The 22,442-nt window shown below is 40.7% G+C and carries 24 protein-coding genes; all 24 read left to right on the forward strand.

Going from position 1 to position 22,442, the window contains the following annotated elements; all coding sequences use genetic code 11:
• Position 1: 1 nt before the first annotated feature.
• The 24 genes from C4533_06935 (at position 2) to C4533_07050 (ending at position 22,388) form a co-directional block, all read left to right on the forward strand.
• Positions 2–811: a diaminopimelate epimerase gene (locus tag C4533_06935; protein RJP28202.1), complete on the forward strand. Its 810-nt coding sequence runs from the start codon at positions 2–4 to the stop codon at positions 809–811.
• Entirely contained in the window at positions 804–1,682 is an 879-nt protein-coding gene (locus C4533_06940) for a 4-hydroxy-tetrahydrodipicolinate synthase (GenBank protein ID RJP28203.1), read from the forward strand. The genes C4533_06935 and C4533_06940 overlap by 8 nt, the downstream gene beginning before the upstream one ends.
• A 21-nt stretch (positions 1,683–1,703) precedes the next feature.
• Entirely contained in the window at positions 1,704–2,420 is a 717-nt protein-coding gene (gene dapB / locus C4533_06945; protein ID RJP28204.1) for a 4-hydroxy-tetrahydrodipicolinate reductase, read from the forward strand.
• A gap of 37 nt (positions 2,421–2,457) precedes the next feature.
• Positions 2,458–3,618 (forward strand): LL-diaminopimelate aminotransferase, encoded by a 1,161-nt coding sequence (locus C4533_06950; GenBank protein RJP28205.1) that lies wholly within the window; start codon positions 2,458–2,460, stop codon positions 3,616–3,618.
• Complete coding sequence (gene folK / locus C4533_06955) at positions 3,618–4,019, forward strand: 2-amino-4-hydroxy-6-hydroxymethyldihydropteridine diphosphokinase (protein ID RJP28206.1); 402 nt, start codon at positions 3,618–3,620, stop codon at positions 4,017–4,019. The genes C4533_06950 and folK overlap by 1 nt, the downstream gene beginning before the upstream one ends.
• Positions 4,016–4,870: a pantoate--beta-alanine ligase gene (locus tag C4533_06960; GenBank protein ID RJP28207.1), complete on the forward strand. Its 855-nt coding sequence runs from the start codon at positions 4,016–4,018 to the stop codon at positions 4,868–4,870. The genes folK and C4533_06960 overlap by 4 nt, the downstream gene beginning before the upstream one ends.
• Positions 4,867–5,691 (forward strand): DUF108 domain-containing protein, encoded by an 825-nt coding sequence (locus tag C4533_06965; GenBank protein RJP28208.1) that lies wholly within the window; start codon positions 4,867–4,869, stop codon positions 5,689–5,691. Before C4533_06960 ends, C4533_06965 begins: the two co-directional genes overlap by 4 nt.
• 30 nt (positions 5,692–5,721) lie before the next feature.
• On the forward strand, positions 5,722–5,964 hold the full coding sequence (locus tag C4533_06970; GenBank protein RJP28209.1) for a hypothetical protein: 243 nt from the start codon (positions 5,722–5,724) through the stop codon (positions 5,962–5,964).
• Between the two features lie 94 nt (positions 5,965–6,058).
• Complete coding sequence (uvrA, locus tag C4533_06975; GenBank protein ID RJP28210.1) at positions 6,059–8,854, forward strand: excinuclease ABC subunit UvrA; 2,796 nt, start codon at positions 6,059–6,061, stop codon at positions 8,852–8,854.
• 20 nt (positions 8,855–8,874) lie between these two features.
• A complete protein-coding gene (bamD, locus tag C4533_06980; protein RJP28211.1) occupies positions 8,875–11,379 on the forward strand; it encodes an outer membrane protein assembly factor BamD in 2,505 nt (834 codons plus the stop codon).
• A gap of 26 nt (positions 11,380–11,405) precedes the next feature.
• The gene (locus tag C4533_06985; protein RJP28212.1) at positions 11,406–12,038 is read left to right on the forward strand and encodes a MotA/TolQ/ExbB proton channel family protein; all 633 of its coding nucleotides are present in this window, start codon (positions 11,406–11,408) and stop codon (positions 12,036–12,038) included.
• 10 nt (positions 12,039–12,048) lie between these two features.
• Entirely contained in the window at positions 12,049–12,450 is a 402-nt protein-coding gene (locus C4533_06990) for a biopolymer transporter ExbD (GenBank protein RJP28213.1), read from the forward strand.
• Entirely contained in the window at positions 12,447–13,064 is a 618-nt protein-coding gene (locus C4533_06995; GenBank protein RJP28214.1) for a hypothetical protein, read from the forward strand. Before C4533_06990 ends, C4533_06995 begins: the two co-directional genes overlap by 4 nt.
• Positions 13,064–13,285, forward strand: coding sequence for a hypothetical protein (locus C4533_07000; protein ID RJP28215.1), 222 nt, complete (start codon positions 13,064–13,066; stop codon positions 13,283–13,285). The genes C4533_06995 and C4533_07000 overlap by 1 nt, the downstream gene beginning before the upstream one ends.
• Positions 13,286–13,704: 419 nt before the next feature.
• The gene (locus C4533_07005; GenBank protein ID RJP28216.1) at positions 13,705–13,911 is read left to right on the forward strand and encodes a hypothetical protein; all 207 of its coding nucleotides are present in this window, start codon (positions 13,705–13,707) and stop codon (positions 13,909–13,911) included.
• The gene (locus C4533_07010; protein RJP28217.1) at positions 13,904–14,320 is read left to right on the forward strand and encodes a hypothetical protein; all 417 of its coding nucleotides are present in this window, start codon (positions 13,904–13,906) and stop codon (positions 14,318–14,320) included. Before C4533_07005 ends, C4533_07010 begins: the two co-directional genes overlap by 8 nt.
• Before the next feature lie 206 nt (positions 14,321–14,526).
• Positions 14,527–14,718 (forward strand): DNA-binding protein, encoded by a 192-nt coding sequence (locus tag C4533_07015; GenBank protein RJP28218.1) that lies wholly within the window; start codon positions 14,527–14,529, stop codon positions 14,716–14,718.
• The gene (locus tag C4533_07020; GenBank protein ID RJP28219.1) at positions 14,715–16,274 is read left to right on the forward strand and encodes a hypothetical protein; all 1,560 of its coding nucleotides are present in this window, start codon (positions 14,715–14,717) and stop codon (positions 16,272–16,274) included. The genes C4533_07015 and C4533_07020 overlap by 4 nt, the downstream gene beginning before the upstream one ends.
• A gap of 15 nt (positions 16,275–16,289) precedes the next feature.
• Complete coding sequence (locus tag C4533_07025; GenBank protein ID RJP28220.1) at positions 16,290–16,832, forward strand: hypothetical protein; 543 nt, start codon at positions 16,290–16,292, stop codon at positions 16,830–16,832.
• A 20-nt stretch (positions 16,833–16,852) separates the two neighbouring features.
• Positions 16,853–17,317, forward strand: coding sequence for a hypothetical protein (locus tag C4533_07030; protein ID RJP28221.1), 465 nt, complete (start codon positions 16,853–16,855; stop codon positions 17,315–17,317).
• Positions 17,304–18,875 carry a hypothetical protein gene (locus C4533_07035; protein ID RJP28222.1) on the forward strand — a complete coding sequence of 524 codons (1,572 nt, stop codon included), beginning with the start codon at positions 17,304–17,306 and terminating at the stop codon, positions 18,873–18,875. Before C4533_07030 ends, C4533_07035 begins: the two co-directional genes overlap by 14 nt.
• Positions 18,876–20,591, forward strand: coding sequence for a type II secretion system protein GspE (locus tag C4533_07040; protein ID RJP28223.1), 1,716 nt, complete (start codon positions 18,876–18,878; stop codon positions 20,589–20,591).
• Positions 20,591–21,847: a type II secretion system F family protein gene (locus tag C4533_07045; GenBank protein RJP28224.1), complete on the forward strand. Its 1,257-nt coding sequence runs from the start codon at positions 20,591–20,593 to the stop codon at positions 21,845–21,847. Before C4533_07040 ends, C4533_07045 begins: the two co-directional genes overlap by 1 nt.
• 115 nt (positions 21,848–21,962) lie before the next feature.
• Positions 21,963–22,388: a prepilin-type N-terminal cleavage/methylation domain-containing protein gene (locus tag C4533_07050; GenBank protein RJP28225.1), complete on the forward strand. Its 426-nt coding sequence runs from the start codon at positions 21,963–21,965 to the stop codon at positions 22,386–22,388.
• Positions 22,389–22,442 lie beyond the last annotated feature (54 nt).

The following is a 22,442-nucleotide window of genomic DNA, read 5'->3' on the forward strand; positions in this document are numbered from 1 at the left end:
CATGAAAAAAGACGTACTTTTTACAAAGATGGTGGCTTCGGGGAATGACTTTGTGGTGATAGAAAATAGTTCGCGGTTCACTGTTCACAGTTCACGGAAATCGGTTCAGGATATTTGTGACAGGAAGTTTGGTGTCGGAGCTGATGGGGTATTAGTTCTTGAAAGAAGCAGAAGAGCAGACATACGCATGCGCATATTTAATGCTGACGGTTCTGAGGCGGAGATGTGCGGAAATGGGGCGAGGTGCGTTGCATTATATACAAGCCAGAAGCTGAGAAAAGAAAAACTCACTATAGAAACAAAAGCCGGAATACTCGATGCTATAGTCAAAAAGGATAATATCAAGATAAAGCTTACGGATCCGCAAAGCCTGAAATTAGACATGCCTGTTATTATGAAGAAGCGCAAGCTGAAAGTTAATTTTATAAATACGGGCGTGCCGCATGTTGTAATTTTTGTTGAGGGGTTAAATAATCTTGATATAAAGCCGATATCGGTATTTATAAGGTACCATAAAAGGTTTATGCCTGCGGGGACAAACGTAGATTTTGTTGAAGTCTTAAATAAAGATTCTATCGCAATCCGTACTTACGAAAGAGGCGTTGAGGATGAAACCCTTGCCTGCGGCACAGGTTCAGTCGCTTCGGCATTGATATTTTCCGTAAAGTCCGGTTGCGGGAACAGGGTTAATGTCAAAACCAGGGCAGGAGAGATCCTTAAGGTGTATTTTAGCAAGAGGGCAAATAAATTTGAAGATGTATGGCTTGAAGGAAAGGCATATAAGGTGCACAAAGGAGCATATCATGTTTAAGGGGTCTATAGTTGCGATAGTAACACCGTTTAGGAACGGAAAAGTTGACGGTAAAAAATTCAGGGAGTTGATTGATTTTCAAATTAACAACGGCACCCAGGGGATTGTTCCTTGCGGGACTACCGGTGAATCAGCTACTTTATCTTTTGAAGAACACTCCCGAGTAATTGAGTTAGCTGTTGAGCAGGCAAAAGGCAGAGTCCCTGTTATTGCAGGCACAGGCTCAAATTCAACCGATGAAGCAGTAATGCTTACCAGGCATGCCGCAGAAGCAGGGGCTGATGCTTCATTGCAGGTTTCGCCATATTACAACCGTCCGACTCAAAAAGGGCTGTATCAACATTTTAAAGCTATAGCGGATGCAGTTGATATCCCGATTATTCTTTATAATATCGCTTCAAGGACGGGGGTCAATATTGAACCTGAGACGATAGCAAAACTGGCAAGTGATTGTAAAAACATTGTAGGCGTGAAGGAGGCATCAGGTAATCTTGATCAGATGGCAAGGATTAAGTTGTTATGCCCGGAGAACTTTGATCTGATTTCGGGTGACGACAGCCTGACGCTGCCGATTCTAAGCATAGGTGGCACAGGCGTGATTTCTGTTGCTGCTAACATTGTGCCTAAAGATGTATCATGCCTTGTTTCAGAGTTCGAAAAGGGTAATATTGTCAAAGCCAGGAATATTCATCTCAAGCTGCTGCCTTTGATTAAAGCCTTGTTTATAGAAACAAACCCAATCCCGGTAAAGACTGCTATGGGATTGATGGGTATGTGTGAGCCGGGACTAAGGCTTCCAATGACTGAGATGCTTCCGGAGAATTCGGAAAAACTAAGAAAAGCGCTTAGTGACTATAAGTTGATAAGCTAAGCGTAATTACAGGAGATAGTAATGATTAAACTCGGGGTAGCAGGCGTTTGCGGGAAAATGGGAAAAAGGATAATTGAGCTTGCGTCTTTGGACAGGGACTTTGAAGTTAATTTTGCTTTAGAGAGGAAAGGCATTCCTCAGATCGGCAAGGAATTAGGGAAAATAAAGATTTCTTCTAATCCTGACGGGCTGTTTCTTGTTGATGTTTTTATTGATTTTACCGTAGCTGATGCCAGCGAAGCCAATCTTGACTATGTGGCCAGGCACAAGAAAGCCCTTGTTTTGGGTACCACTGGTTTTAATGAAAAACAAATAGAGAAAGTCAAAGAGGTTTCTAAAATTGTGCCGATAGTATTTTCGCCCAATATGTCTGTGGGCGTGAATGTCCTTTTTTCTATTTTACCCAAGATAGCTTCAGCTCTTGGCAAAGATTATGAAGTCGAAATAATAGAGGCGCATCACAAAAACAAGAAAGACTCGCCATCAGGTACTGCAAAAAGAATGGGCCAGGTTTTGGCTGATACTACGAATAAGCAGATACCAATACACGCAGTCCGCCTTGGAGACATTATTGGTGACCATACAGTGATATTTTGCGGTAATTCTGAGCGGATCGAGATTAAACACCAGGCTCATTCCCGCGACTTGTTCGTATTAGGAGCTTTAAAGGCGGCAAAATGGATTCACGGCAAGCCGGCAGGGTTATATACGATGGAGGAAGTATTAGCCAGTTCATAGTTCATTGTTCACAGTTCATAGAATGATGGAGAAGGAGATGTTTAAGATTTCTAAAAGATTAAATAGTTTACCACCGTATCTATTTGCGGAAATAGATAAGGCGAAAAGAAAAGCAAGGGCTCAGGGAAGGGATATTATTGATTTAGGTATCGGCGATCCTGACCAGCCGACCCCTAAACATATAATCGATGCGCTTTCTCTGGCAGCGAATGATGCCGCTAATCATAAATACGCCCTGGACCAGGGCATGCCTGTATTACGAAAAGCGATTTCTAATTGGTATAAAACAAGATTTTCGGTTGGCCTGGATTATGAAAACGAGGTTTTACCGTTAATAGGCTCAAAGGAAGGTATTGCCCATTTCCCGCTTTCTTTCCTGAATGAGGGCGATTATGCCTTAGTCCCTGACCCATGTTATCCTCCATATAAAGGAGGGACTATACTTGCCGGGGGCAAACCTTATCTGATGCCTTTAAAAGAAAATAATGGGTTTTTGCCGGACCTCGGTAGTATACCTTCGGCAATAGTTAAGAAATCAAAAATAATGTTTCTTAATTATCCAAATAATCCTACAGGTGCTACGGCAGATAAAGATTTTTATAAACAAGCTGTTTTATTTGCTGCAAAGCATAAAATTATCATAGTTTCAGACCTGGCTTACTCTGAAATGGCATATGACGGTTACCGGCCTCCAAGTATTTTAGAAGTAGACGGCGCAAGGGATGTTGCGATAGAGTTTCATTCACTCTCTAAAACTTATAATATGACCGGTTGGAGGATAGGTTGGGCCTGTGGTAATGCCGGACTAATCCAGGCATTGGCAAAAGTAAAGTCAAATATTGATTCCGGGATATTTTCAGCTATACAACTTGCAGGGGTTAGCGCATTAGAAAGCCCGGTTAAATTCATAGAAGATATGAGAGTGATATATTCAAAGAGAAGGGATGTTTTAGTCTCAGGGCTTAAAGAACTTGGTTTAGACCTGAACTTACCCAAAGCCACTTTTTATCTATGGATAAATACCCCTAAAAAAATGAAATCAATTGATTTTGCCAACATATTGCTTGAAAGAGCCGACTTAGTTGTTACCCCAGGAGTGGGTTTTGGCAAATATGGAGAAGGTTATATCCGTATGGCGCTTACCGTACCAGAAGACAGGTTAAAAGAGGCGGTAGCAAGGCTTAGAAAAGTAATTTAATGGCAGTCTGTTATTTAGGCATAGGTTCTAATTTAGGAAACCGTAGAAAGAACATCGAATTAGCTTTGAAAAAAATTAAGAGTATAAAAGGTTTAAAAATAATAGCTACCTCAAGTATCATATCTACAGCAGCAGTTGGCGGGCCTGTCAATCAAAACCGCTTTCTTAATTGCGCAGTAAAAATACTCATCAGAATCACTCCCCTCTATTTACTGAAAAAACTTAAAGAAATCGAGAAAGAGATGGGTCGCGTCAAGACTGTACGCAACGGCCCGCGTATAATCGATATAGATATACTTTTATTCGGTAATCTTATTATTAACAAGAAAGAGTTAAAGGTGCCGCATCCGAGGATGTTCGAGCGTGATTTCGTAATGAGGCCGTTATTGGAATTGATATGAAAGTCATTTGTTCGGTAAAAAAAATGCAGGAGATGTCTTTGTCTTTAAACAGAAAGGGGAAAACTATAGGTTTTGTCCCGACAATGGGAGCTTTGCATAAAGGGCACATAAGTTTGATTCGCAGGGCATCTTTGGATTCTGATGTGACAGTTGTCAGTATTTTTGTAAACCCTGCACAATTTTCTCCGAGCGAAGATTTCAAGAAATACCCCCGTGATTTCTCCCGCGACAAGAATATTTGCAAGAAAGAAAAAGTCGATGTGCTGTTTTATCCTTCGGCAGGCCAGATGTATCCTCCGGGTTATAATACGGTCGTAAAAGTCAGCCAGATGGATAATACGATGTGCGGTAAATCAAGGCCGGGTCATTTTACGGGAGTAGCAACGGTAGTATTAAAGCTTTTAAATATAACCCAGCCTACAACCGCTTATTTTGGGCAGAAAGACGCACAGCAAGCCGCTGTAATACAGAGGATGAGCAAGGATTTAAACCTTCCTGTTAGGATCAAAGTTTTGCCTATAGTAAGAGATAATGACGGGTTGGCTTTAAGCTCAAGGAATTCTTATCTTGATAAGGGGCAGAGGCAGGATGCATTAATCCTCTACAGAGCCTTAATGCTGGCAAAAAATATGATCAAAGGCGGAGAAAAAGATGTTAAAAAGATAATCAGGGCGATGAATACCATGATATCCGGCAATAAGAATATCCGTCTGGATTATATTGTTATAGTTGACCCGTTAAATTTAAAGCCAAAAAATATATTAAGCGGAAATTGCCTTATAGCTTTAGCAGCCTGGCTAGGCAAGACCCGTCTAATCGATAATATTATTGTAAGGAACCAGGGTTTATGAATAGAAAATTAAAAATAGGCATAGCCGGATGCGGAGCCATAGGAAAAACTTTGGCTAAAATGATTATTAAAGATAATTCGCTCGGTGCAAGGTCGGTTTACCTTTTTGATATCGATGATTCAAAGAGCAGCAGTTTATCCGAAGGTATTTACGGTGATAACAGGGCCTCGGCCAGAAATATCGAGGAATTGATAAATAAATGCAACCTTATAGTAGAATGCGCTTCAAGCAAATCGGCTTATAGCATTGCTAAGAAATCCCTATCCTGCGGCAGAAACACATTAACCATGAGTGTTGCCGGGATTATCGGCCATTATAGTGAGCTGGCAGCTCTGGCAGGCAAGAATAATTGCAGGCTTTTTATCCCAAGCGGAGCGATTGCCGGTCTCGATGCGGTAAAAGCATACAAAACCATAGGAATTAAGAAAGTCACTCTTGTCACGACCAAGAACCCCCGTTCATTTAAAGGGGTAAAATATGTTGAAAATAAGCAGTTCTCGTTAGATAATATAAAAAAAGACAAAGTTTTATTTTATGGCAGCGCTTACGAAGCGGTAAAATATTTTCCGCAAAATGTAAATGTCGCTGCAGTTTTAAGCCTGGCCGGCATAGGCAGCAAGAAGACCTTGGTCAAAATCATAGCTTCACCATATATTTCAGAGAATATGCATGAGATTAAGCTGGAATCAACTGCCGGCAGGGTGAATATCCGAGTTGAGAATGTCGTGCATCCGAATAATCCCAAAACAAGCTATCTGGCTGTTCTTTCAGCATATGCAACTTTAAAACAGATAATGGACCCTGTCAGGGTCGGAACATAAAATTTATAACGGGAGGAGGTGAAGAAGAAAATGGCCGAGAAACTAGTGAAATTAGGGATAAAGCGCCAGAAGGGTTACCTTTATTATGTTGACAAACAGGGTGACGTCTCCTGCGCTAAGATGGCAAGAGGTGCAAAAAAAGGAGGTAGCCCTAAGAAAGTAGCAAAGTGCGGTATCAAGAGAAAGGAAGGCTACCTTTATTTTATTGACAAAAAAGGTGATATATCTTGCGCCAAGATGAAAAGAGGCGGCAAGAAAAAGAAGAAGAGATAAACACAGTAAAAAGCCCCTGTTGAATTTATAATGCATTTAATATAGCCTAGGCAGATTTACAGGGGCTTTTTATTTTGGTATAATCAGCGGTATTATGGAAAATAATATTGTTATAAGAGGCGCCAGAGAGCACAACCTTAAGAATATAAATTTAAGCCTTCCGCGCAACAAGATGATAGTAATAACCGGGCTATCCGGTTCTGGTAAGTCCAGCCTGGCGTTCGATACCATATATGCAGAAGGGCAGAGAAGGTATGTAGAAAGCCTTTCCGCATATGCCCGTCAATTCCTTGAACAGCTGCAGAAGCCCGATGTGGAGTACATAGAAGGCCTGTCTCCGGCAATAGCAATAGAGCAAAGAGCTGCTTCCGGGAATCCGCGTTCAACAGTCGCCACCCAAACAGAAATCTATGATTACATAAGGCTTCTTTATTCGCGCATAGGGGCTGCTTATTGTTATAAATGCAAAGAGCCTATAAGCAGGCAGAGCCCGCAGGAAATAGTCAATAAAATATTAGATATTTTTTCAGGTAAAGATATACAAATATTGGCCCCGGTTATAAAAGGGAGAAAGGGGCAGTATCTGCAGGTCTTTGATCAGATACAAAAATCCGGTTTCGTACGTTACCGTGCAGATGGCCAGGTATATCAGCTTCCGGAAAAACCAAAACTTGCAAAATACAAACAGCATAATATAGATATCTTAGTCGACAGGATTATTGTTAAGGAGGATGCTAAAAGCAGGCTTACGGATTCTATAGAAACCGCGCTAAAAGCAAGCAAGGGGCTGGTGATTGTGAACTGTGCTTCTCTGAAACAGGAGATTTCCTTCAGCGAACAATATACTTGCTCAAGATGCGGACAAAGCTATACCGAAATTGAGCCGCGTATCTTTTCATTCAATTCTCCTTATGGCGCATGCCCGGAGTGCAACGGCTTAGGCACAAAGTTTGAATTTGACCCTGACCTGGTTATACCCGATAAAACAAAATCAATAAACGGAGGAGCAATTGCCCCCTGGAAAAGAGGCGGCAGGGGGTATATTTTGTATTATAGGTGGCTGATCAGGGAGCTGTCCTATAGGCTGAAATTTGACCTGGATACGCCTTTTTCTAAATTGCCAAAAGATATCCAGCGTTCTATTCTGTTTGGTTGCCAGGAAGAAGTGTCCGGGAAGCCATTTGAAGGCGTAATCCCTCATTTGGAAAGAATATTTAAGCAGACAGACAGTGATTACCTGAAAGAAGAAATTTCCAGGTTTATGTCCAGCCTGTCGTGTCCGGCATGCAAGGGGGCCAGGCTTAAAAAAGAGAGCCTGTCTGTTTTTGTAGATGGCAAGAATATATGGGAAGTAACAAAAATGCCCATTAAAGATAGCTATCGTTTCTTCTCAGAATTAAAATTGAGCGACACGCAGAAGTTGATAGCAAGATTGATATTAAAAGAGCTTACAGATAGGCTTAAGTTTTGTATAGATGTCGGGTTGGATTATTTGACTCTCGACAGGAAAAGTTCTACCCTTTCCGGCGGGGAAGCCCAGAGGATAAGGCTTGCAACGCAGGTAGGTTCAGGATTGGTTGGTGTATTATATGTTTTGGATGAGCCCAGTATAGGACTTCACCAGAGGGATAATAGGAAGCTTATTTCAACGCTTAAAGCCTTAAGGGATTTGGGCAATACTTTGATTGTTGTTGAGCATGATGAATACACTATGCTGGCTTCTGATCATATTGTAGATTTAGGGCCTGCTGCCGGAAGAAACGGAGGTAAAGTCGTATTTTCTGGCTCGCTGCAGGAGCTCTTAGAAAATAATGAGTCGCTCACTGCTAAATATTTAAAAGGGGATTTAAAGATAGACTCGCCTGTTGCCAGAAGAAAAGAGGGCGAAAATAAGTTTATCGAAATAAAAGGAGCCAGGGAACACAACCTTAAAAATATCGATGTCAGGTTTCCCTTGGGATTGTTTATCGCAGTAACGGGAGTTTCTGGTTCCGGTAAATCAACATTAATTGACGAAATATTATTCAGAGGGCTTTCCCAAAAATTATATAATTCAAAAGAAAAGCCAGGGCTGCATAAAAGCATATCCGGTTGGCAGAATATAGACAAGGTCATAGTGGTTGATCAGTCTCCTATAGGCAGGACACCCAGGTCTAATCCCGCTACTTATACGGGGGTTTTTACGCACATAAGAGATATTTTTAGCCGCCTGCCTCAGGCTAAGGCCAGAGGTTATAAGCCGGGCAGGTTTTCCTTCAATGTTAAGGGCGGCAGGTGCGAGGCCTGCCTGGGTGACGGGATAAAGAAAATTGAGATGCATTTCCTTGCCGATATTTATATAAAATGCGACGTGTGCAAAGGAAAGCGTTTCAATGACTCGACGTTGGAGGTAAAATACAAAGATAAATCAATCTCTGATGTGCTGGATATGACGGTTGAAGAAGCAATCGGTTTATTTGAGAATATCCCCAGAATAAAGCATACTTTGAATTATCTTTATGAGGTAGGTTTAGGATATATCCAGCTTGGGCAGCCTGCCACCACTTTATCAGGAGGCGAAGCGCAAAGAATGAAGTTATCTGCAGAGCTAAGCAGGCGTGATACAGGCAGGACTCTTTATATATTGGATGAGCCTACTACCGGGCTGCATTTTGCTGATGTAGCCAGACTTATTTCAGTCCTGCAGAAATTAGTGGACAAAGGTAATACCGTCGTAGTGGTGGAACACAACCTTGATGTTATAAAATGCGCAGATCATATTATAGACTTAGGCCCTGAAGGCGGGGATAGAGGGGGCCGGGTTGTAGCTAGCGGTGTGCCTGAAAACATAATTAAAATTGAAAGTTCATATACTGGTCAGTATCTTAGAAAAATCTTGAGCGCCAAATAGCAGCATGTTATAGTCTATTTATGAAAATAAAATTCAAATTAACATCAATTTGCAGGTTGAGATTAATTTTCTTGCTTTCTTTCTTATTTACTGCTTGCTTTATTATTGCCAACCAGATGCCAGTCATCGCTGCAGAAGAACATAAGGAAGAGGAATCATTCCTTGTAGCAAGGAAGGCTTTTGATGACGGTTTTTATGATGTCAGTCTTGGTTTGCTGGCCAGGTTTATAAATGAGAACCCTTCATCAAAAAAAATCAGCGAGGCCAAGCTTCTAATCGGGCAGTGTTACTATTACCAGGGCAAGTATCTGGATGCCCTTGCCAAATTTGATGAGCTTTTAAAACAGCCGTCTGCCTTAACTATAAAAGATGCAGTATTGTATTGGATAGCAGAGGTGCATTTTAAAGGCAACGATTTCAGGAAAGCAAATAAATTTTATCAAAGAATAATTGATGAACATCCTAATTCTGAGTATTTGGCTTCTTGCTATTATTCAATCGGCTGGTGTTATTTCCAGGGGCAGGAGTATGAAGAGGCCTTAAAGAGCTTTGAGAAAGTAGAAAAAGATTTTCCTTCCAGTGTCCATGCTGATGATGCTGCACATAAGATTATTGATTGCCTATATAATTTAAAAGATTATTCTTCGTTAAAGAGCAAAATAAACTCTTATATTAAGAAGACAAAAGATAAACAAAGGCAGGCATATTTAAACTTTTATCTTGCGGAAGCAGATTACTATTTAGGAGATTATAATCCGGCAATAGATGAATATTCAAAGGCACTTTTATTAACCGATGAAGCCTACTTAAAGTCATTGTGCAACCTGGGTTTGGGATGGGCTTATTTAAAAGCAAAAAATTATCAACGCGCGGATGAGGTATTCCAGAGCGTAAGTACTGATACGCTCGAGAAAAAAAGCAGGGATGCTTTATTGTTAGGTGAGGCAGTATTGTTGTCCGAAACAAATATGCTTAATGAAGCCAGGCTTGCTTATGAGAAATTAATAGCACACACCGATGATCCTTTTGTCCTTGCCCAGGCTTACCTGGGGAAATCCGAAGCTTTTTATAATCTTGCCGATTATGCAAAAGCAATTGATACATATAAAGAGGCTTTAAGCCGTTTATCGGATGGGCCTGTCTCTGAATATATTGATAAGATCCACTATGGTTTGGCCTGGGCTTATATAAAAGAGGGTTTGTTTAAAGAGGCCATCGATGAGTTCAATAAAGTCGCCAAACAAAGCGAGGATAAAGTAATTAAGATCGCCGCCCTTTGTCAGGTCGGGGATACTTATCAGGATTCCGGAGAGTATCAGAAAGCCATAGAGACTTACGATAAGTTATTAAGAGATTATCCCGTTTCGCTATATAACGATTATATTCAATATCAACTTGGAGTAGCATTTCTTAAAAGCTCCAAATATGATGCGGCAATAATGGCATTCAGGAAGCTCGAAAATGATTTCCCTAATTCTAAGCTTCTTGATGAAGCTGCTTATGCTTTGGGCCTAGCTTATTTTCAGATGAAAGATTACAGCGCAAGTGAAGAGGCTTTTAGAAAATTAAAACAGGAATTCAAATCCAGTAATCTTGGAGCGCAGGCTACATATCTATTAGGGACGAGCTTGTATAATCAGTCTAAATTCCAGGAGGCAATAGAGGTGTTTAAGGATATCGCGCGGCTTTATAGCGGCGATAAAGAGCTGATGCAAAAAGCTGAGTTTGAGATAGCAGAATGCTATTATCAGATGGGTAACGAAAAAGAGGCGATTTCAAGATTTAAGGCTTTGCGTTCCAAATACCCTGATTCAAACTTGACAGCTGAGATCATGTGGTGGCTTGGGCAGTTTTACTACCGCAGCAAAGAGCTGGCACTCGCAAAGAGGTATTTCATCTCTATTATAAGAGATTTTCCTAAGAGCAGCCTTGTAGCTTCCAGCTATTATGCATTAGGGCTGATCTCTTCCGATGAAGGGCAGTATCAGCAGGCACTGGATAATCTTGAGAAAGTAATCAGTTTATCATCTTCGGATTTAGCTGCCCAGGCAGCAGTTGCAATGGCGGATATCTATATTAAACAGGGTGATTATGATTCTTCGCTTAAGATTTGCAAGCAGCTTATTACAAAATACAAGAATCTTCACAGTATAATATACCCCAAGATAGCCGATATATATATTCTTATTAGCGATTTTAAAAACGCTGCTTGGTATTACCGTTTGAGCCTTGATGCTGTGCCGGTTAAAGAAATGGCACAAATACAATTCAAGCTGGCTGAGAGCATTCAATCGCAAGGTTTGGATGATGAAGCTATTGCAGAATATTTCAAGGTTGGTTATATGTATTCTGCTAATGATGAATTAAACCTGAAATCACTTTTAAGAATAGCAGCCATATATGAGAAAAATGAACGGTTCAGAGAAGCCAGGGATGTATACCGCAAGGTAGTGGCTTTAAATGTATCGGAATCAAAATACGCCCAGGAAAGGATAGATTGGATAAATACCCAATTAAGTAAATAGTCAGCAAAATTTAAAGGAGGGAAATTATGGATTTGTATAAGATGAGTTTATTGCAAATTTTTATTGCCGGAGGGCCGGTAATGTGGCCGATAATGCTATGTTCGGTTTTTGCGTTAGCTATCATAATAGAGAAATTTTGGCATATCCATAGAGTAAAGATCGATACAAGCCAGTTTCTTTCCAGTATATTGGATAAAATCAAAAGGCATGAGATAAGGGAGGCCCTGGAAATCTGCGATAAAACTAAGAGCCCGGTTTCCCATATCTTAAAAGCAGGCATACTTAAACACGATAGGCCGCGGCCGCAGATAAAGGAGGCTATTGAAGACGCTTCTCTATACGAAATACCTAAGCTTGAGAAGAATCTTTCTACCCTGGCGACATTGGCACATATTTCGCCGTTACTAGGCCTTTTAGGCACAGTAACAGGTATGGTGCGTGCCTTCCAGGTTATCCAGGCGAAAGCAACTACTCTTCATCCTGTATCTCCCGGGGACCTGGCTGGAGGCATATGGGAAGCTTTATTGACTACAGTGCTAGGCCTGATGGTTGCTATTCCTACTTTTGTTGCCTACAATTATCTGGTAAGCAGGATAAACAGTTTTATTTTAGAGATGGAAAAAGCCGCCACAGAATTGATAAACTTTTTGACAGATTAAGGAGCAGGCGATGAAGTTCAAACGTCATATGGAATTAGAGCACGGCTTAAGGCAGATTGATATAGCCCCGCTTATTGATGTGGTTTTTCAGCTGTTGATATTCTTTATGCTTACTTCGAGTTTTATAATGCAGCCTGGGATCAAAGTCAGTTTACCTAAGGCGGTCACAAGCGAAGTGGTGAAGCACGAAAATATAGAAATAATAATTTCTTCAGAGAATATTACTTATTTTAATGGCAACGTTGTTAATACCGGCGAATTAAAAAAGTTGATTAAACAGGCCTCTAAAAGGAATAATTCGGTTTTAATCAAGGCTGATAAGCGGGCATCACTGGGCAGGGTAGTGGAGATATGGGATTTATGCCGTGACTCGGGCGTTGCCCAGATTAACATCGCCACCAATCAGGAATGAGGTCCGGTTTGTTGAGGAAAGCTATTTTTTTGTCAGCATTAGGGCATTTCTCAGCATTTGTTTTATTTAGTTTCTCATTCGGCAGCAACCTAAGCCCCTTAAATGCACCCCAAATATTGTTCTGGGGCTCATTCCTAAAACAAGCCGACTTAAAAATAAATCATAGCTATGTTGAAACACCGGCTGCTATAGAAAAAATACAGATATATCTGCCTAGGTCCTCCGCGTTCAAGATAAGCTCTGCTGAAATGTCAGTTTTTACTAAACCGCAATTACGCTGTTTTTATAATGATAAAAAGATGAGTTTCGCACAAAGGGCTGTTTATAATAATACTGATGATAAAAAAAGCAGGGTAATAATATTCAAACCGGGTTTGCCGGAAGATCTAATGATATATTTTAAAGACCGGCAGCAGGCTTATCTTGAACTTGCCTACACTTCTGGAAACCCTGATAATCCCGGACTTTTGTTAATAAAGCGTAAGATATCTTCAGGCAATCTGGAAGTTGATTTGCTTTGCATGCGTTATTTAAGCCACTACCTTTCATTAAGAAGGGATCTTTTTACTTCCAATAAATGGAACAAAGCCAGCATAGAGCTGGCGCCAAAATAATGATAAATGTAAATTTCTATTGGGCCATAGCGTTTTACATAATATTATTTATAAGTGTAATAGTAATAGCGTGGTTGCTGGCAAGGGATGATAAAGATAAAGATTTATCGGTTGATCAAAAATTTATCTGGTTTTGTTATTTCTGTACATATACATATATAAATACCCGGGATAACCGTATATCAATATGCCCGCGCTGCGGAAGCTACAACAAGAAATGAAGCTCCTCATGCTAAAGCCCGAGGCTTCTTGGAGCGAAATACTGAGCGTACACACCCCATCCGCACCTTGAAAGGTGAGGTTCTGTGGCCGCGAACGTATAAATTCCAAATACCAATTATTATTAGTTCACAGATCACGGTTCACAGTGGACAGTTCACAGCAATATTCTGTGAACCATGAACCATAAACTGTTAATCATGGCTGCCGCCTGTCTACCGGCAGGTAGGGCAGGCAGGCATGAACCGTAAAGTCGCCTGCAAGCAGACGTAGTGCTCAATACGCTATACGCAATACGCCTAAGCTTTATTGTGTCTTTGTGACGTGTGACCTTGTGTCCCAAATTATCAAAATTTATGAACTAGTAAAATAGTTATTGACAGCAAGTTTATTTTATCTAAAATAAGTATCGGAGGTTAATATGATTATAGAAATAGGAATAGTTGCTGGGGACATTTGGCATTATTTGGATCAACATGGCGAAGTCACTCTTGCTGAAATAGTAAAAGGTATAGATAAGCCGCGTGATAATGTTCTGATGAGCATTGGCTGGCTTGCCCGCGAAGGCCACGTATTATTACAAAAGGCAAATAACGATTACTTAGTCAGTTTAAGAAAAGATGGTTAAGACTCTCCGTTCTAGAAAAGGGGCGGCCCTTTTTGTCGTTTTAGGCACCTTATTAATAGTTACAGTTCTGGCTAATGTAGCCCTTACGCTTATCGCTAACCAGGCGCGCCTTACCCACCACCAATTGAGCAGAATCCAGGCTTATTATGCCGGTATGGCAGGTATTAATTTAGCCTATCAAATGATGCTGCAGAATGATGCCTGTTGGCCGATACCTGGTGCTAGCAGCAGCTACACCAGGACTATTTGCCCTACATGTAACACCGGTTGTAACGTTGTTGAAACCCAGTTCCCTCATACTATCAATAGTGTAACTGTCTTAGTCCAGGGCAGGAATTTGTGTAATCCTGTACCACCTACCGGCATACCTGCTTGTATCTCTTCAACAGTAGATTATACTGCTCCATAACTAAATAATTAAAACTAAGTAAGTTTAAGTAAGTATATTACTATTTTGTATGCTTTAATTAATGGTTAATATCCCGTCGATAAAATATCTTGTAATTAAAACTAAGTAAGTTTAAGTAAATAAACATAAAAAAACACTTGACAAAATAAGACTTTTAGGTTTTAATGATAACCGTTATTGTTTAGGATAGGAAAGGTTAGCAAAGTATGGCAAAACTGATAGATATTGATGATTTAGCAAGTTATCTTAAGCTTAAAAAGCAAACCATCTACAACTGGCTCCATGAGGGCAAGATTTCCGGGATAAAAGTAGGCGGCGTATGGCGTTTTGACCGCAGAGAAGTGGACGCCTGGCTAAGAAGCAAGCGTAAATCATACAAAGTAGGGGATAAGCAATGAATTCTTTAGGTATATATTTTGGTCCTAAATTTATAACTATTGTGGAGTCTAAGGGTAAAAGGGTCTCTAAAATAGTAAATATACCCCAGTCAGCAATAGTTTCTTCAAATGTTGATGAAAAAGTGCCTGAAGAAGTCAGGACTGTAGCTGTTTTTAAAGATGAATTAAGAAGGAACAATATCACAGCATCTGAAGCTACTTTGTGCCTGCCCGGAAGCGACCTGTTAATCCGTACTTTCGAAATTCCTCAATTGCCTGCCAGAGAACTAAAAGACGCGATCAGGTTTGAATCAAAGAAATACATACCTTTAAAGCTTGAGGATCTGGTTATAGATTCTCAGTCAAAACTGGATAAGAACAAGCGAAACCAGGTTTTATTTGTAGCAGTAAGAAAAGATGTGTTGGATAAATATATCTCAGTTCTCAGTCAGCTTGACATAAAAATCAATTCAATAGAATACTCTGCTTTCAGTATATTGAGGTTTTTCAAGCTTAGTAAAATGGCTTATAAAGATACGGTAGCATTGGTTGCCATTGATGCTGAAGAGCAGGATGAGGCTAACTTCGTAGTTTTAGATAAGGATTTTCCTTTATTCAGCCGTGATATCTCTCTCTACAGCGAGCAAACAGAGGTTGAAGGCGCGGCAGTTGACCAGGCGCAACCAGCCACAGGCCCAAGCAGGCTCATGGATAAGCTTTCCAGTGAACTTAGGGTTTCTCTTGATTTTTACAACCGCAAGTTCCCAAACAAAAAGATCAGCAAAGTATTTTTGATAAGCCCTCAGCCTTATATTGAGCTGGAAACATTTCTTAAAGAAATTGGCATAGAAACCCAGTTTGTCGATCCTCTTAAGTTCAGCGGTGCAGTATTATCTCTTGGCGGAGTAAAATCATTCGGTAGCTCTCTTTCAAAATCCGTAAATTCATCGGTAAAGATTAACTTGATGTCGGCCAAGGCGCATAAAGAAAAAGTTACCAAAATACCGGTTGCCTTAGACTTGCAGGGGATCTTAAAAGACGTAAAATTTGATGCCAGGTTTATATTTATAGGTATATTTATATGTATTGGTGCGTTATTCTTAGGCGTATACCGTTCTGCGCCGTTACAGCGTGAGTTAAAAAGCATAAAAGCAATGAGCCCGCAGATCTCGGGCATTCCGGCCAGTGCTTCTTATCAGGAGCTTGAGTCTTTAAAATCGGAATACCAGACAAAATTGAATGTGTTAAAAAAGGAAATCATAGACAGAAGAATATCTTTGACTGAAGCGCTTGATGCTTTGCCGCGTATTGTCCCCGGTTCCGTATATCTTAGAAAATTCAGTTTTGAAAAGCGGGATGACCAGGAAACCCATGAATTAATGCTGGAAGGGGTAGTTTTTCCGGAGCAGGGCAAAAGTGATTTTGAGGTCGTAAATAACTTTATCTTAGGTCTTCAGTCTGACCCGGTTTTTAGCTCGTATTTTAAAAAGATTGAAGTAGTTTCCATGGATACAGCGGAAAATATGGTGGTTGGCTCAAAAGAGAAAACTACTAATTTTATAATTTCTTGCAAATAAATACAGGATTGGAATATGGCTATTGATATCGGCAGGAACAAGAATAATCTGATTAACATCGCGGTGGTATTACTGGCTTTCGTTATTGCTTTTAACATTTATAAAAGCCAGAGTCGCTCTTTGAGCTTATTAAGGCAGAATATTGAAGATGAGAAAAGGAAGAATTCAGTTTCCGAAGAGGTTATTTTGCTGAAGAAAGAAGTCCTCAATTACAATAACTTCTTTAAACAGAATGACCTTAGTAAAATCATCAATATTATAGCCGGGATTGCCAAGGAAACAAATGTGCAGATTTTATCCATGAAGCCTGAAGAAAGCGTTAAGGCCGAACAAGACCTATATTACGAATACAGGTTTGACGTAAAGTTAAGCTGTAAAAGCTTTCATGATCTTGGCCGCTTTGTAAATAGGCTGGAGGATATGCCTGATGATATTTATTTTTCTATTTCAGGCCTCGGCATATCTTCTCCCTTTGCAGGCGGGGTAGTGAGCCAGACGCAGGCTGATCTGGGCTTAGAAGTAGATTTGAGTTTGAGGATTTATTACGTAAAGATTTAATTGTCATTCTGAGGTTAGATATGGGTAAGAAAAAAAATATTCTATTTTTTTCGGCGGTTTTAATATTAGGGTTAACGGCAGATGCCTTTGCGCAGGAAAACGTACTGAACCTTGACTTAGGAAGTATGCTTAAGCTTCCTAAGGAATATGCCGCCACTAACCTGAGGGACCCGTTTGAAAAGAGGTATAAGCAGGAAGAACAGAGGGCAGAAGAGGGCGCGTCAGGAGAGGCCGTTAATCTGCCGGAATTAAAGGTGCAGGGATTGATATGGGGCTCTGAATTGCCTCAGGCAATCATAAATAATAAAGTAGTTAAGGTTGGCGATACTATTTCCGGCGTAGAAATTCTGGAAATTAATGATAAGGGAATTACGGTATTATTTGATTATATAAAATATGATTTACCTGCTCCTGCGAGTGCTTATGTTACGGCGTTAACCGAAGCACAGACGCAGACAAAAGGAGGCCATAATGAAGAACGATAAAATCAGATTCTCTTTCTTAATCGCGGTTATGCTGATGCTTATGCCTGCAGTCGATTCCAGGGCCAATATGGATGCGCTTTATATGGGAGTAGACAAAACTATTTCCATGGATTTTCAGGATGCAAGCCTGAAAGACGTGATTAAGGTTTTTGCAATCCAGTCCGGCTTGAATTTCGTTGCTTCTGAAACCGTTCAAGACAGGAGAATAACGCTTTATTTTGATAAAGTTCCTTTGAAGGAAGCCATGGATAAGATATTTAAGGCCAACAGCCTTAGCTATGATTTAGATAAAGATTCAAATGTGTTCGTAGTCAAGGATTACGGTATGCCGCGTATTGAGACCGAGACTAAGGTTTTCTATCTGAAATATGCTACAGTTTCCAGTTCTTCTCTTAAGGAAGAGATGTCGAACAATCTTACCGGCGATAAGCAGAGCTCGGAGTTAGAGAGCGATTCAGGCTCTGGCGGCACTGAAGAAAAAGGCAAGTGGAAAATTGAAGAAGACTCAGGCATTACCCAGATTATCAAAAAGATGTTATCAGAATATGGTTCAGTTGTTGAAGACTATCGTACTAATAGCTTGATCGTAACAGATATACCCAGCAAAATGCCGATAATTACAAAGGCAATCGCAGCTTTGGATATTCCGGCTCCCCAGGTTATGCTTGAGGTAGAGATGCTGGATGTTAGCAAAAATTCAGTAGATAAACTGGGTTTCAAATATGGGCAAAGCCCCTTTACGGCTATTTTAACCGGCGCAACCAGATATACAACATTCCCCTTTAGCAGTTGGGTCGGCGGAGATCATAACGAGGGCACTACCAATCCTGCCGGGACCATAGCCACAGGCAATATCGCTATTAATACAGGCAATAATACATATAGTATAATTATGGATTTCTTAAAAACACAGACAGACACCAAGTATCTGGCCAGGCCCAGGATACTTACCTTAAATAATGAAACTGCAGAGATAAAAATTTCAACTAATGAAACTATAGGTGTTACGGTCCAGACTTCTACTACCGAAGGTACTGCTCAGACTTCTCAAGGTGTCCCGGAAAGGACTTTAACCGGCGTTACGTTGAGAGTTACGCCTCAGGTTAACCTGGAAACAGGCGAGATTACAATGTTTGTTTTACCGTCTGTAAAAGATACCTCCACGAGCACATTCACGATACAGGGTAGCTCTACACAATTTTTCAGAGACCCGGAAGAGCGTTCTACTAAGTCAGTCGTCAGGGTTAAAGACGGCGATACTGTTGTTTTGGGAGGATTGATCAGGAACCAAACCACAGAAGTAGTTACTAAAGTCCCCATTTTAGGCGATGTGCCGGTATTAGGTACTTTATTCAGGCATAAGTCAAAAGACCCGGGTAAGCAGAGAGAGCTTTTGGTGTTTATCACCCCGCGTATTGTCAAAGAAGATAATAAGATAGAATTAGCTCAGGTGGCCAATGTTAATACCCCAGATAGAGAGCAAAGCTTTTTTACAGTCGCTGACCGTCAATCAAATATCACCTCAGTTCTGGATAAATTCGACACCAAAAAGAAATAAATGCCTAAATCAAAATACCTGAAATTGGGAGAACTCTTGGTAAAAGAGAACCTTTTGACCGAATCCCAGTTGGAGAAGGCTATTAGCGTCCAAAGGCAGGAAGGCCTTCGTCTAGGGGAAATAATAGTCAAATTGGGCATGATTAAGGAAGACCAGCTTGTATCTGTTTTAGGTAAACAGCTGGGTATACCTTATTTTAGTTTTGGGACCGGCATGCTTAAGCCAACCTCTGATCAGGGGTTGGATCAATTGATCCCGCAGGAATTCGCGCTGAAAAATTCAATTCTTCCGTTATCAAGGACCTTGAATTCATTGACCGTAGCAATGGCAGATCCTTTAGACCTGATACTTATCGATAATCTGAAAAAACTGACTAATTGTGATATAAACCCTATTATTGCTACAAAGACTGATATCCAGAAAGCAATCGAAGAGTTTTATGGTAAATCGAGGATGCTTGAAGAAGCAGTGGAAGCCTCATATGACATAGACAGCTATTCAGTTGAGAAAGATGCAAACGTTGAGCAGGAGCTAAGCCTTGATAAATTGATCGCCCGCGCAGAAGAGGCACCGGTTGTAAAGCTGGTAGACCTTATAATCAGGCAGGCGATTTCAGAACGTGCATCAGACATACATATTGAGCCTTTTAAAGACAGGATATCCTTAAGGTACAGGATTGATGGTAAGCTTTATGAGATTCCTCCTCCGGCAAAACACCTGCACCTTCCGATAATATCAAGGGTCAAAATATTGAGTAAGCTTGATATTGCGGAGAAGCGCCTCCCTCAAGATGGGGCTATTTCGGTAAAAATTGACGAAAGGCAGATCGACCTGAGAGTTTCTACTATTCCTACTATTTACGGTGAAAAAGTGGTTATGAGGATCCTGGACCGTAGCGCTGTTGTGCTTGACTTAGGAGTGATGGGGTTTGAGCCTAAGCAATTGGAAGATTTAAGAAGGTGCATAAAAGCGCCATATGGGCTTATTTTCTTGACCGGCCCTACGGGTAGCGGGAAAACAACCACACTTTATGCCATATTAAATGAGATTAAGAGTCCGGATAGCAACATAGTCACTATTGAGGATCCGGTTGAGTATAAACTTGATGGTATAAATCAGGTGCAGATAAAGCCGGATATCGGCCTTACTTTTGCTGCGGCATTAAGGAGTTTTTTAAGGCAGGACCCGGATATTATGCTGGTAGGCGAGGTCAGGGATCTGGAAACAGCAGAGATATGTATGAGATCAGCCCTTACCGGGCATTTAGTTCTAAGCACCCTGCACACAAATGATGCGCCTTCAGCGGTAAGCAGGCTTATTGATATAGGAATCGAGCCGTATCTTATAACTCCTTCCTTAATTTGTGTTGTTGCGCAGAGATTGTTACGTAAACTTTGTCCCGAATGCAAAGAGGCTTATGAACCGACTCCTGAACAACTTGGCGGAGTTAAGCTTAATAGTGATTTGATTTATAGGGCTAAAGGCTGCTCTAAATGCAGCCAAATAGGGTATAAAGGCAGGACGACAATTTCAGAAATCATGGTGATGAACAATGATATCAGGGATTTAGTATCGCAAAGGGCATCATTTCAGAAAATAAAAGAAGTAGCCAGGGCAAAAGGCATGCAGACTTTATATGAATCCGGGATAAGAAAAGTAGAATTAGGTATTACATCTTTAGAGGAAGCGCTTTCGGTAACATTAGGAGTGGAATAATGGCTAAATATTTTTATACAGCCAGAGATGCTACTGGCAAAAAAGTCATAGGTTCAGAAGATGTGCCAAGTGAGGATGAGCTTATAAGCAGGCTGCAGGCGCAAAATTTAATTGTTATAGATGTCTCATCAGCCTATAAAGAAGGCGTAGTAGAACCCAAAGCCGTTACTGAAAAGAGAGAACAAACCAAGATAAAATTTCATTCAAAAAAAGGCCATGGCAGGGTTACTACTCAGGATCTTATGCTTTTCTGCCGGCAGCTTACAACCTTGCTTGGCGCCGGCGTTACTATCCTGAAGAGCCTTGATATCATAACTAAACAGGTGTCAAGCCGGAAGCTATTTGAAGTAATAAAGGGCCTGCAAAAACATATGGAAGCGGGTTTGAGCCTTCATGAAGCAATGGCTAAATTTCCTAAAGTATTTTCTGAATTATGGGTTAATCTGGTTGAAAGTGGAGAGGCCAGCGGTAACTTGCCGGTTGTTTTAAACAGATTAGCTTCTTATCTTGAGAGAAACGCCGCTTTTAAAGCGAAAATAATTTCAGCTTTGATTTATCCTTGCATACTCCTGGTTGCCGGAACAGGAGCGCTCTTGTTTTTAACAATTAAGATTATCCCGACTTTTGCCGAAATATTTGATAGTTTTAACGTCACTCTGCCATTTATAACATTGATGCTGATTAAGACCAGCGATATCTTGCGCAAGTACCTGGTTGTATTTATAGTAATCGTTGTTTCCGGTTATTTTACTTTCAGGCAGTATATACGCACCCCTATGGGCAGAAGGCAATGGGAGTCATTTTTATTGAAGCTGCCGGCTTTCGGCGATTTTTACAAGGCGCTACTTACCGAAAGGTTTTCTTCAGAAATGTCAACGCTTATTGAGAGCGGTGTGCCGATAATGTATGCTTTAGAGATAGTAGAGCGCAGTGTCGGTAACCTGACCATGGGCGATATCATAAAAGACATAAAAGAGGCGGTAAGAGACGGTAAATCATTAAATAAGCCTTTTGATGACAGCGGTTTCTTTGAGCCGATGGTGACGCAAATGGTAAGTGTTGGCGAAGAAATCGGAGAATTGCCCCAGATGTTTAAAAGGATCAATACTTTTTATCAGGAATATGTTGAGACGGCGCTGGCGCGTTTTACTTCCATGTTTGAGCCGCTGATGCTGGTTTTTATAGGTGGAGTAATCGGAATTATGGTCGTAGGCATGTTTTTACCCATATTTAAGTTAACGCAGATGCGCGGATAAAAGCATTGCTTTCATAATAACCTTATTATATAATATATTTCGAAAGGAGGGATGAATACGGGATAAACTCGATTTTTTCTTCTTTTAAAATCATTTTATAAAGAGAGGAGTTCAAATGAATAAGAAAGGTTTTACGCTTTTGGAATTAGTAGTCGTCATAATTATTTTAGGTGTTTTAGCTACGTTGGGTATTCAACAGTATGGTAGAATGGTTGAAAGGTCAAGAGGCGCTGAGGCGCGTACCATTTTAGGCCAGATACGTTCAGCTGCAGCAGCATATCAGTTGGAAAGAGGTAATACCAACGGGTTTAATGCTGTGCATGCCGGCATAGGAAACTCTATTGACCAGGTTCCGAACGCTTGCAGGACCACGCATTTCTTTAGCTATGCAGTGGCTTCTACAGCTACGACAGTTACAGGAACAGCAACCAGATGTACGTCTGGCGGAAAGACTCCTAATGCTGCTACAGCCCTTACCCTTAACTTAAACTCCAACTTTGCTTCCGGAGCTGATACTTGGGGTGGCACAGGCGGTTATTAATCGATAGTGATTATATTAGGAGAGGGCGTAAGTTTCTTACGCTCTCTCCTAAAT

This window comes from Candidatus Omnitrophota bacterium (genome assembly GCA_003598025.1).
Lineage (GTDB): Bacteria > Omnitrophota > Gorgyraeia > Gygaellales > Profunditerraquicolaceae > Profunditerraquicola.

What these genes read in the sequence shown, in the direction of transcription:
- C4533_07050 (RJP28225.1), top strand. Translation starts at nt 21,963, where the DNA reads ATGAATAAGAAAGGTTTTACGCTTTTGGAATTAGTAGTCGTCATAATT.
- C4533_07005 (RJP28216.1), top strand. Translation starts at nt 13,705, where the DNA reads ATGATTATAGAAATAGGAATAGTTGCTGGGGACATTTGGCATTATTTG.
- C4533_07015 (RJP28218.1), top strand. Translation starts at nt 14,527, where the DNA reads ATGGCAAAACTGATAGATATTGATGATTTAGCAAGTTATCTTAAGCTT.
- dapB (RJP28204.1), top strand. Translation starts at nt 1,704, where the DNA reads ATGATTAAACTCGGGGTAGCAGGCGTTTGCGGGAAAATGGGAAAAAGG.
- C4533_07040 (RJP28223.1), top strand. Translation starts at nt 18,876, where the DNA reads ATGCCTAAATCAAAATACCTGAAATTGGGAGAACTCTTGGTAAAAGAG.
- C4533_07000 (RJP28215.1), top strand. Translation starts at nt 13,064, where the DNA reads ATGATAAATGTAAATTTCTATTGGGCCATAGCGTTTTACATAATATTA.
- C4533_07020 (RJP28219.1), top strand. Translation starts at nt 14,715, where the DNA reads ATGAATTCTTTAGGTATATATTTTGGTCCTAAATTTATAACTATTGTG.
- C4533_06970 (RJP28209.1), top strand. Translation starts at nt 5,722, where the DNA reads ATGGCCGAGAAACTAGTGAAATTAGGGATAAAGCGCCAGAAGGGTTAC.
- C4533_06940 (RJP28203.1), top strand. Translation starts at nt 804, where the DNA reads ATGTTTAAGGGGTCTATAGTTGCGATAGTAACACCGTTTAGGAACGGA.
- C4533_06985 (RJP28212.1), top strand. Translation starts at nt 11,406, where the DNA reads ATGGATTTGTATAAGATGAGTTTATTGCAAATTTTTATTGCCGGAGGG.
- C4533_06950 (RJP28205.1), top strand. Translation starts at nt 2,458, where the DNA reads ATGTTTAAGATTTCTAAAAGATTAAATAGTTTACCACCGTATCTATTT.
- C4533_07025 (RJP28220.1), top strand. Translation starts at nt 16,290, where the DNA reads ATGGCTATTGATATCGGCAGGAACAAGAATAATCTGATTAACATCGCG.
- C4533_07035 (RJP28222.1), top strand. Translation starts at nt 17,304, where the DNA reads ATGAAGAACGATAAAATCAGATTCTCTTTCTTAATCGCGGTTATGCTG.
- folK (RJP28206.1), top strand. Translation starts at nt 3,618, where the DNA reads ATGGCAGTCTGTTATTTAGGCATAGGTTCTAATTTAGGAAACCGTAGA.
- C4533_06990 (RJP28213.1), top strand. Translation starts at nt 12,049, where the DNA reads ATGAAGTTCAAACGTCATATGGAATTAGAGCACGGCTTAAGGCAGATT.
- C4533_06960 (RJP28207.1), top strand. Translation starts at nt 4,016, where the DNA reads ATGAAAGTCATTTGTTCGGTAAAAAAAATGCAGGAGATGTCTTTGTCT.
- bamD (RJP28211.1), top strand. Translation starts at nt 8,875, where the DNA reads ATGAAAATAAAATTCAAATTAACATCAATTTGCAGGTTGAGATTAATT.
- C4533_07045 (RJP28224.1), top strand. Translation starts at nt 20,591, where the DNA reads ATGGCTAAATATTTTTATACAGCCAGAGATGCTACTGGCAAAAAAGTC.
- C4533_07010 (RJP28217.1), top strand. Translation starts at nt 13,904, where the DNA reads ATGGTTAAGACTCTCCGTTCTAGAAAAGGGGCGGCCCTTTTTGTCGTT.
- C4533_07030 (RJP28221.1), top strand. Translation starts at nt 16,853, where the DNA reads ATGGGTAAGAAAAAAAATATTCTATTTTTTTCGGCGGTTTTAATATTA.
- C4533_06935 (RJP28202.1), top strand. Translation starts at nt 2, where the DNA reads ATGAAAAAAGACGTACTTTTTACAAAGATGGTGGCTTCGGGGAATGAC.
- C4533_06965 (RJP28208.1), top strand. Translation starts at nt 4,867, where the DNA reads ATGAATAGAAAATTAAAAATAGGCATAGCCGGATGCGGAGCCATAGGA.
- uvrA (RJP28210.1), top strand. Translation starts at nt 6,059, where the DNA reads ATGGAAAATAATATTGTTATAAGAGGCGCCAGAGAGCACAACCTTAAG.
- C4533_06995 (RJP28214.1), top strand. Translation starts at nt 12,447, where the DNA reads ATGAGGTCCGGTTTGTTGAGGAAAGCTATTTTTTTGTCAGCATTAGGG.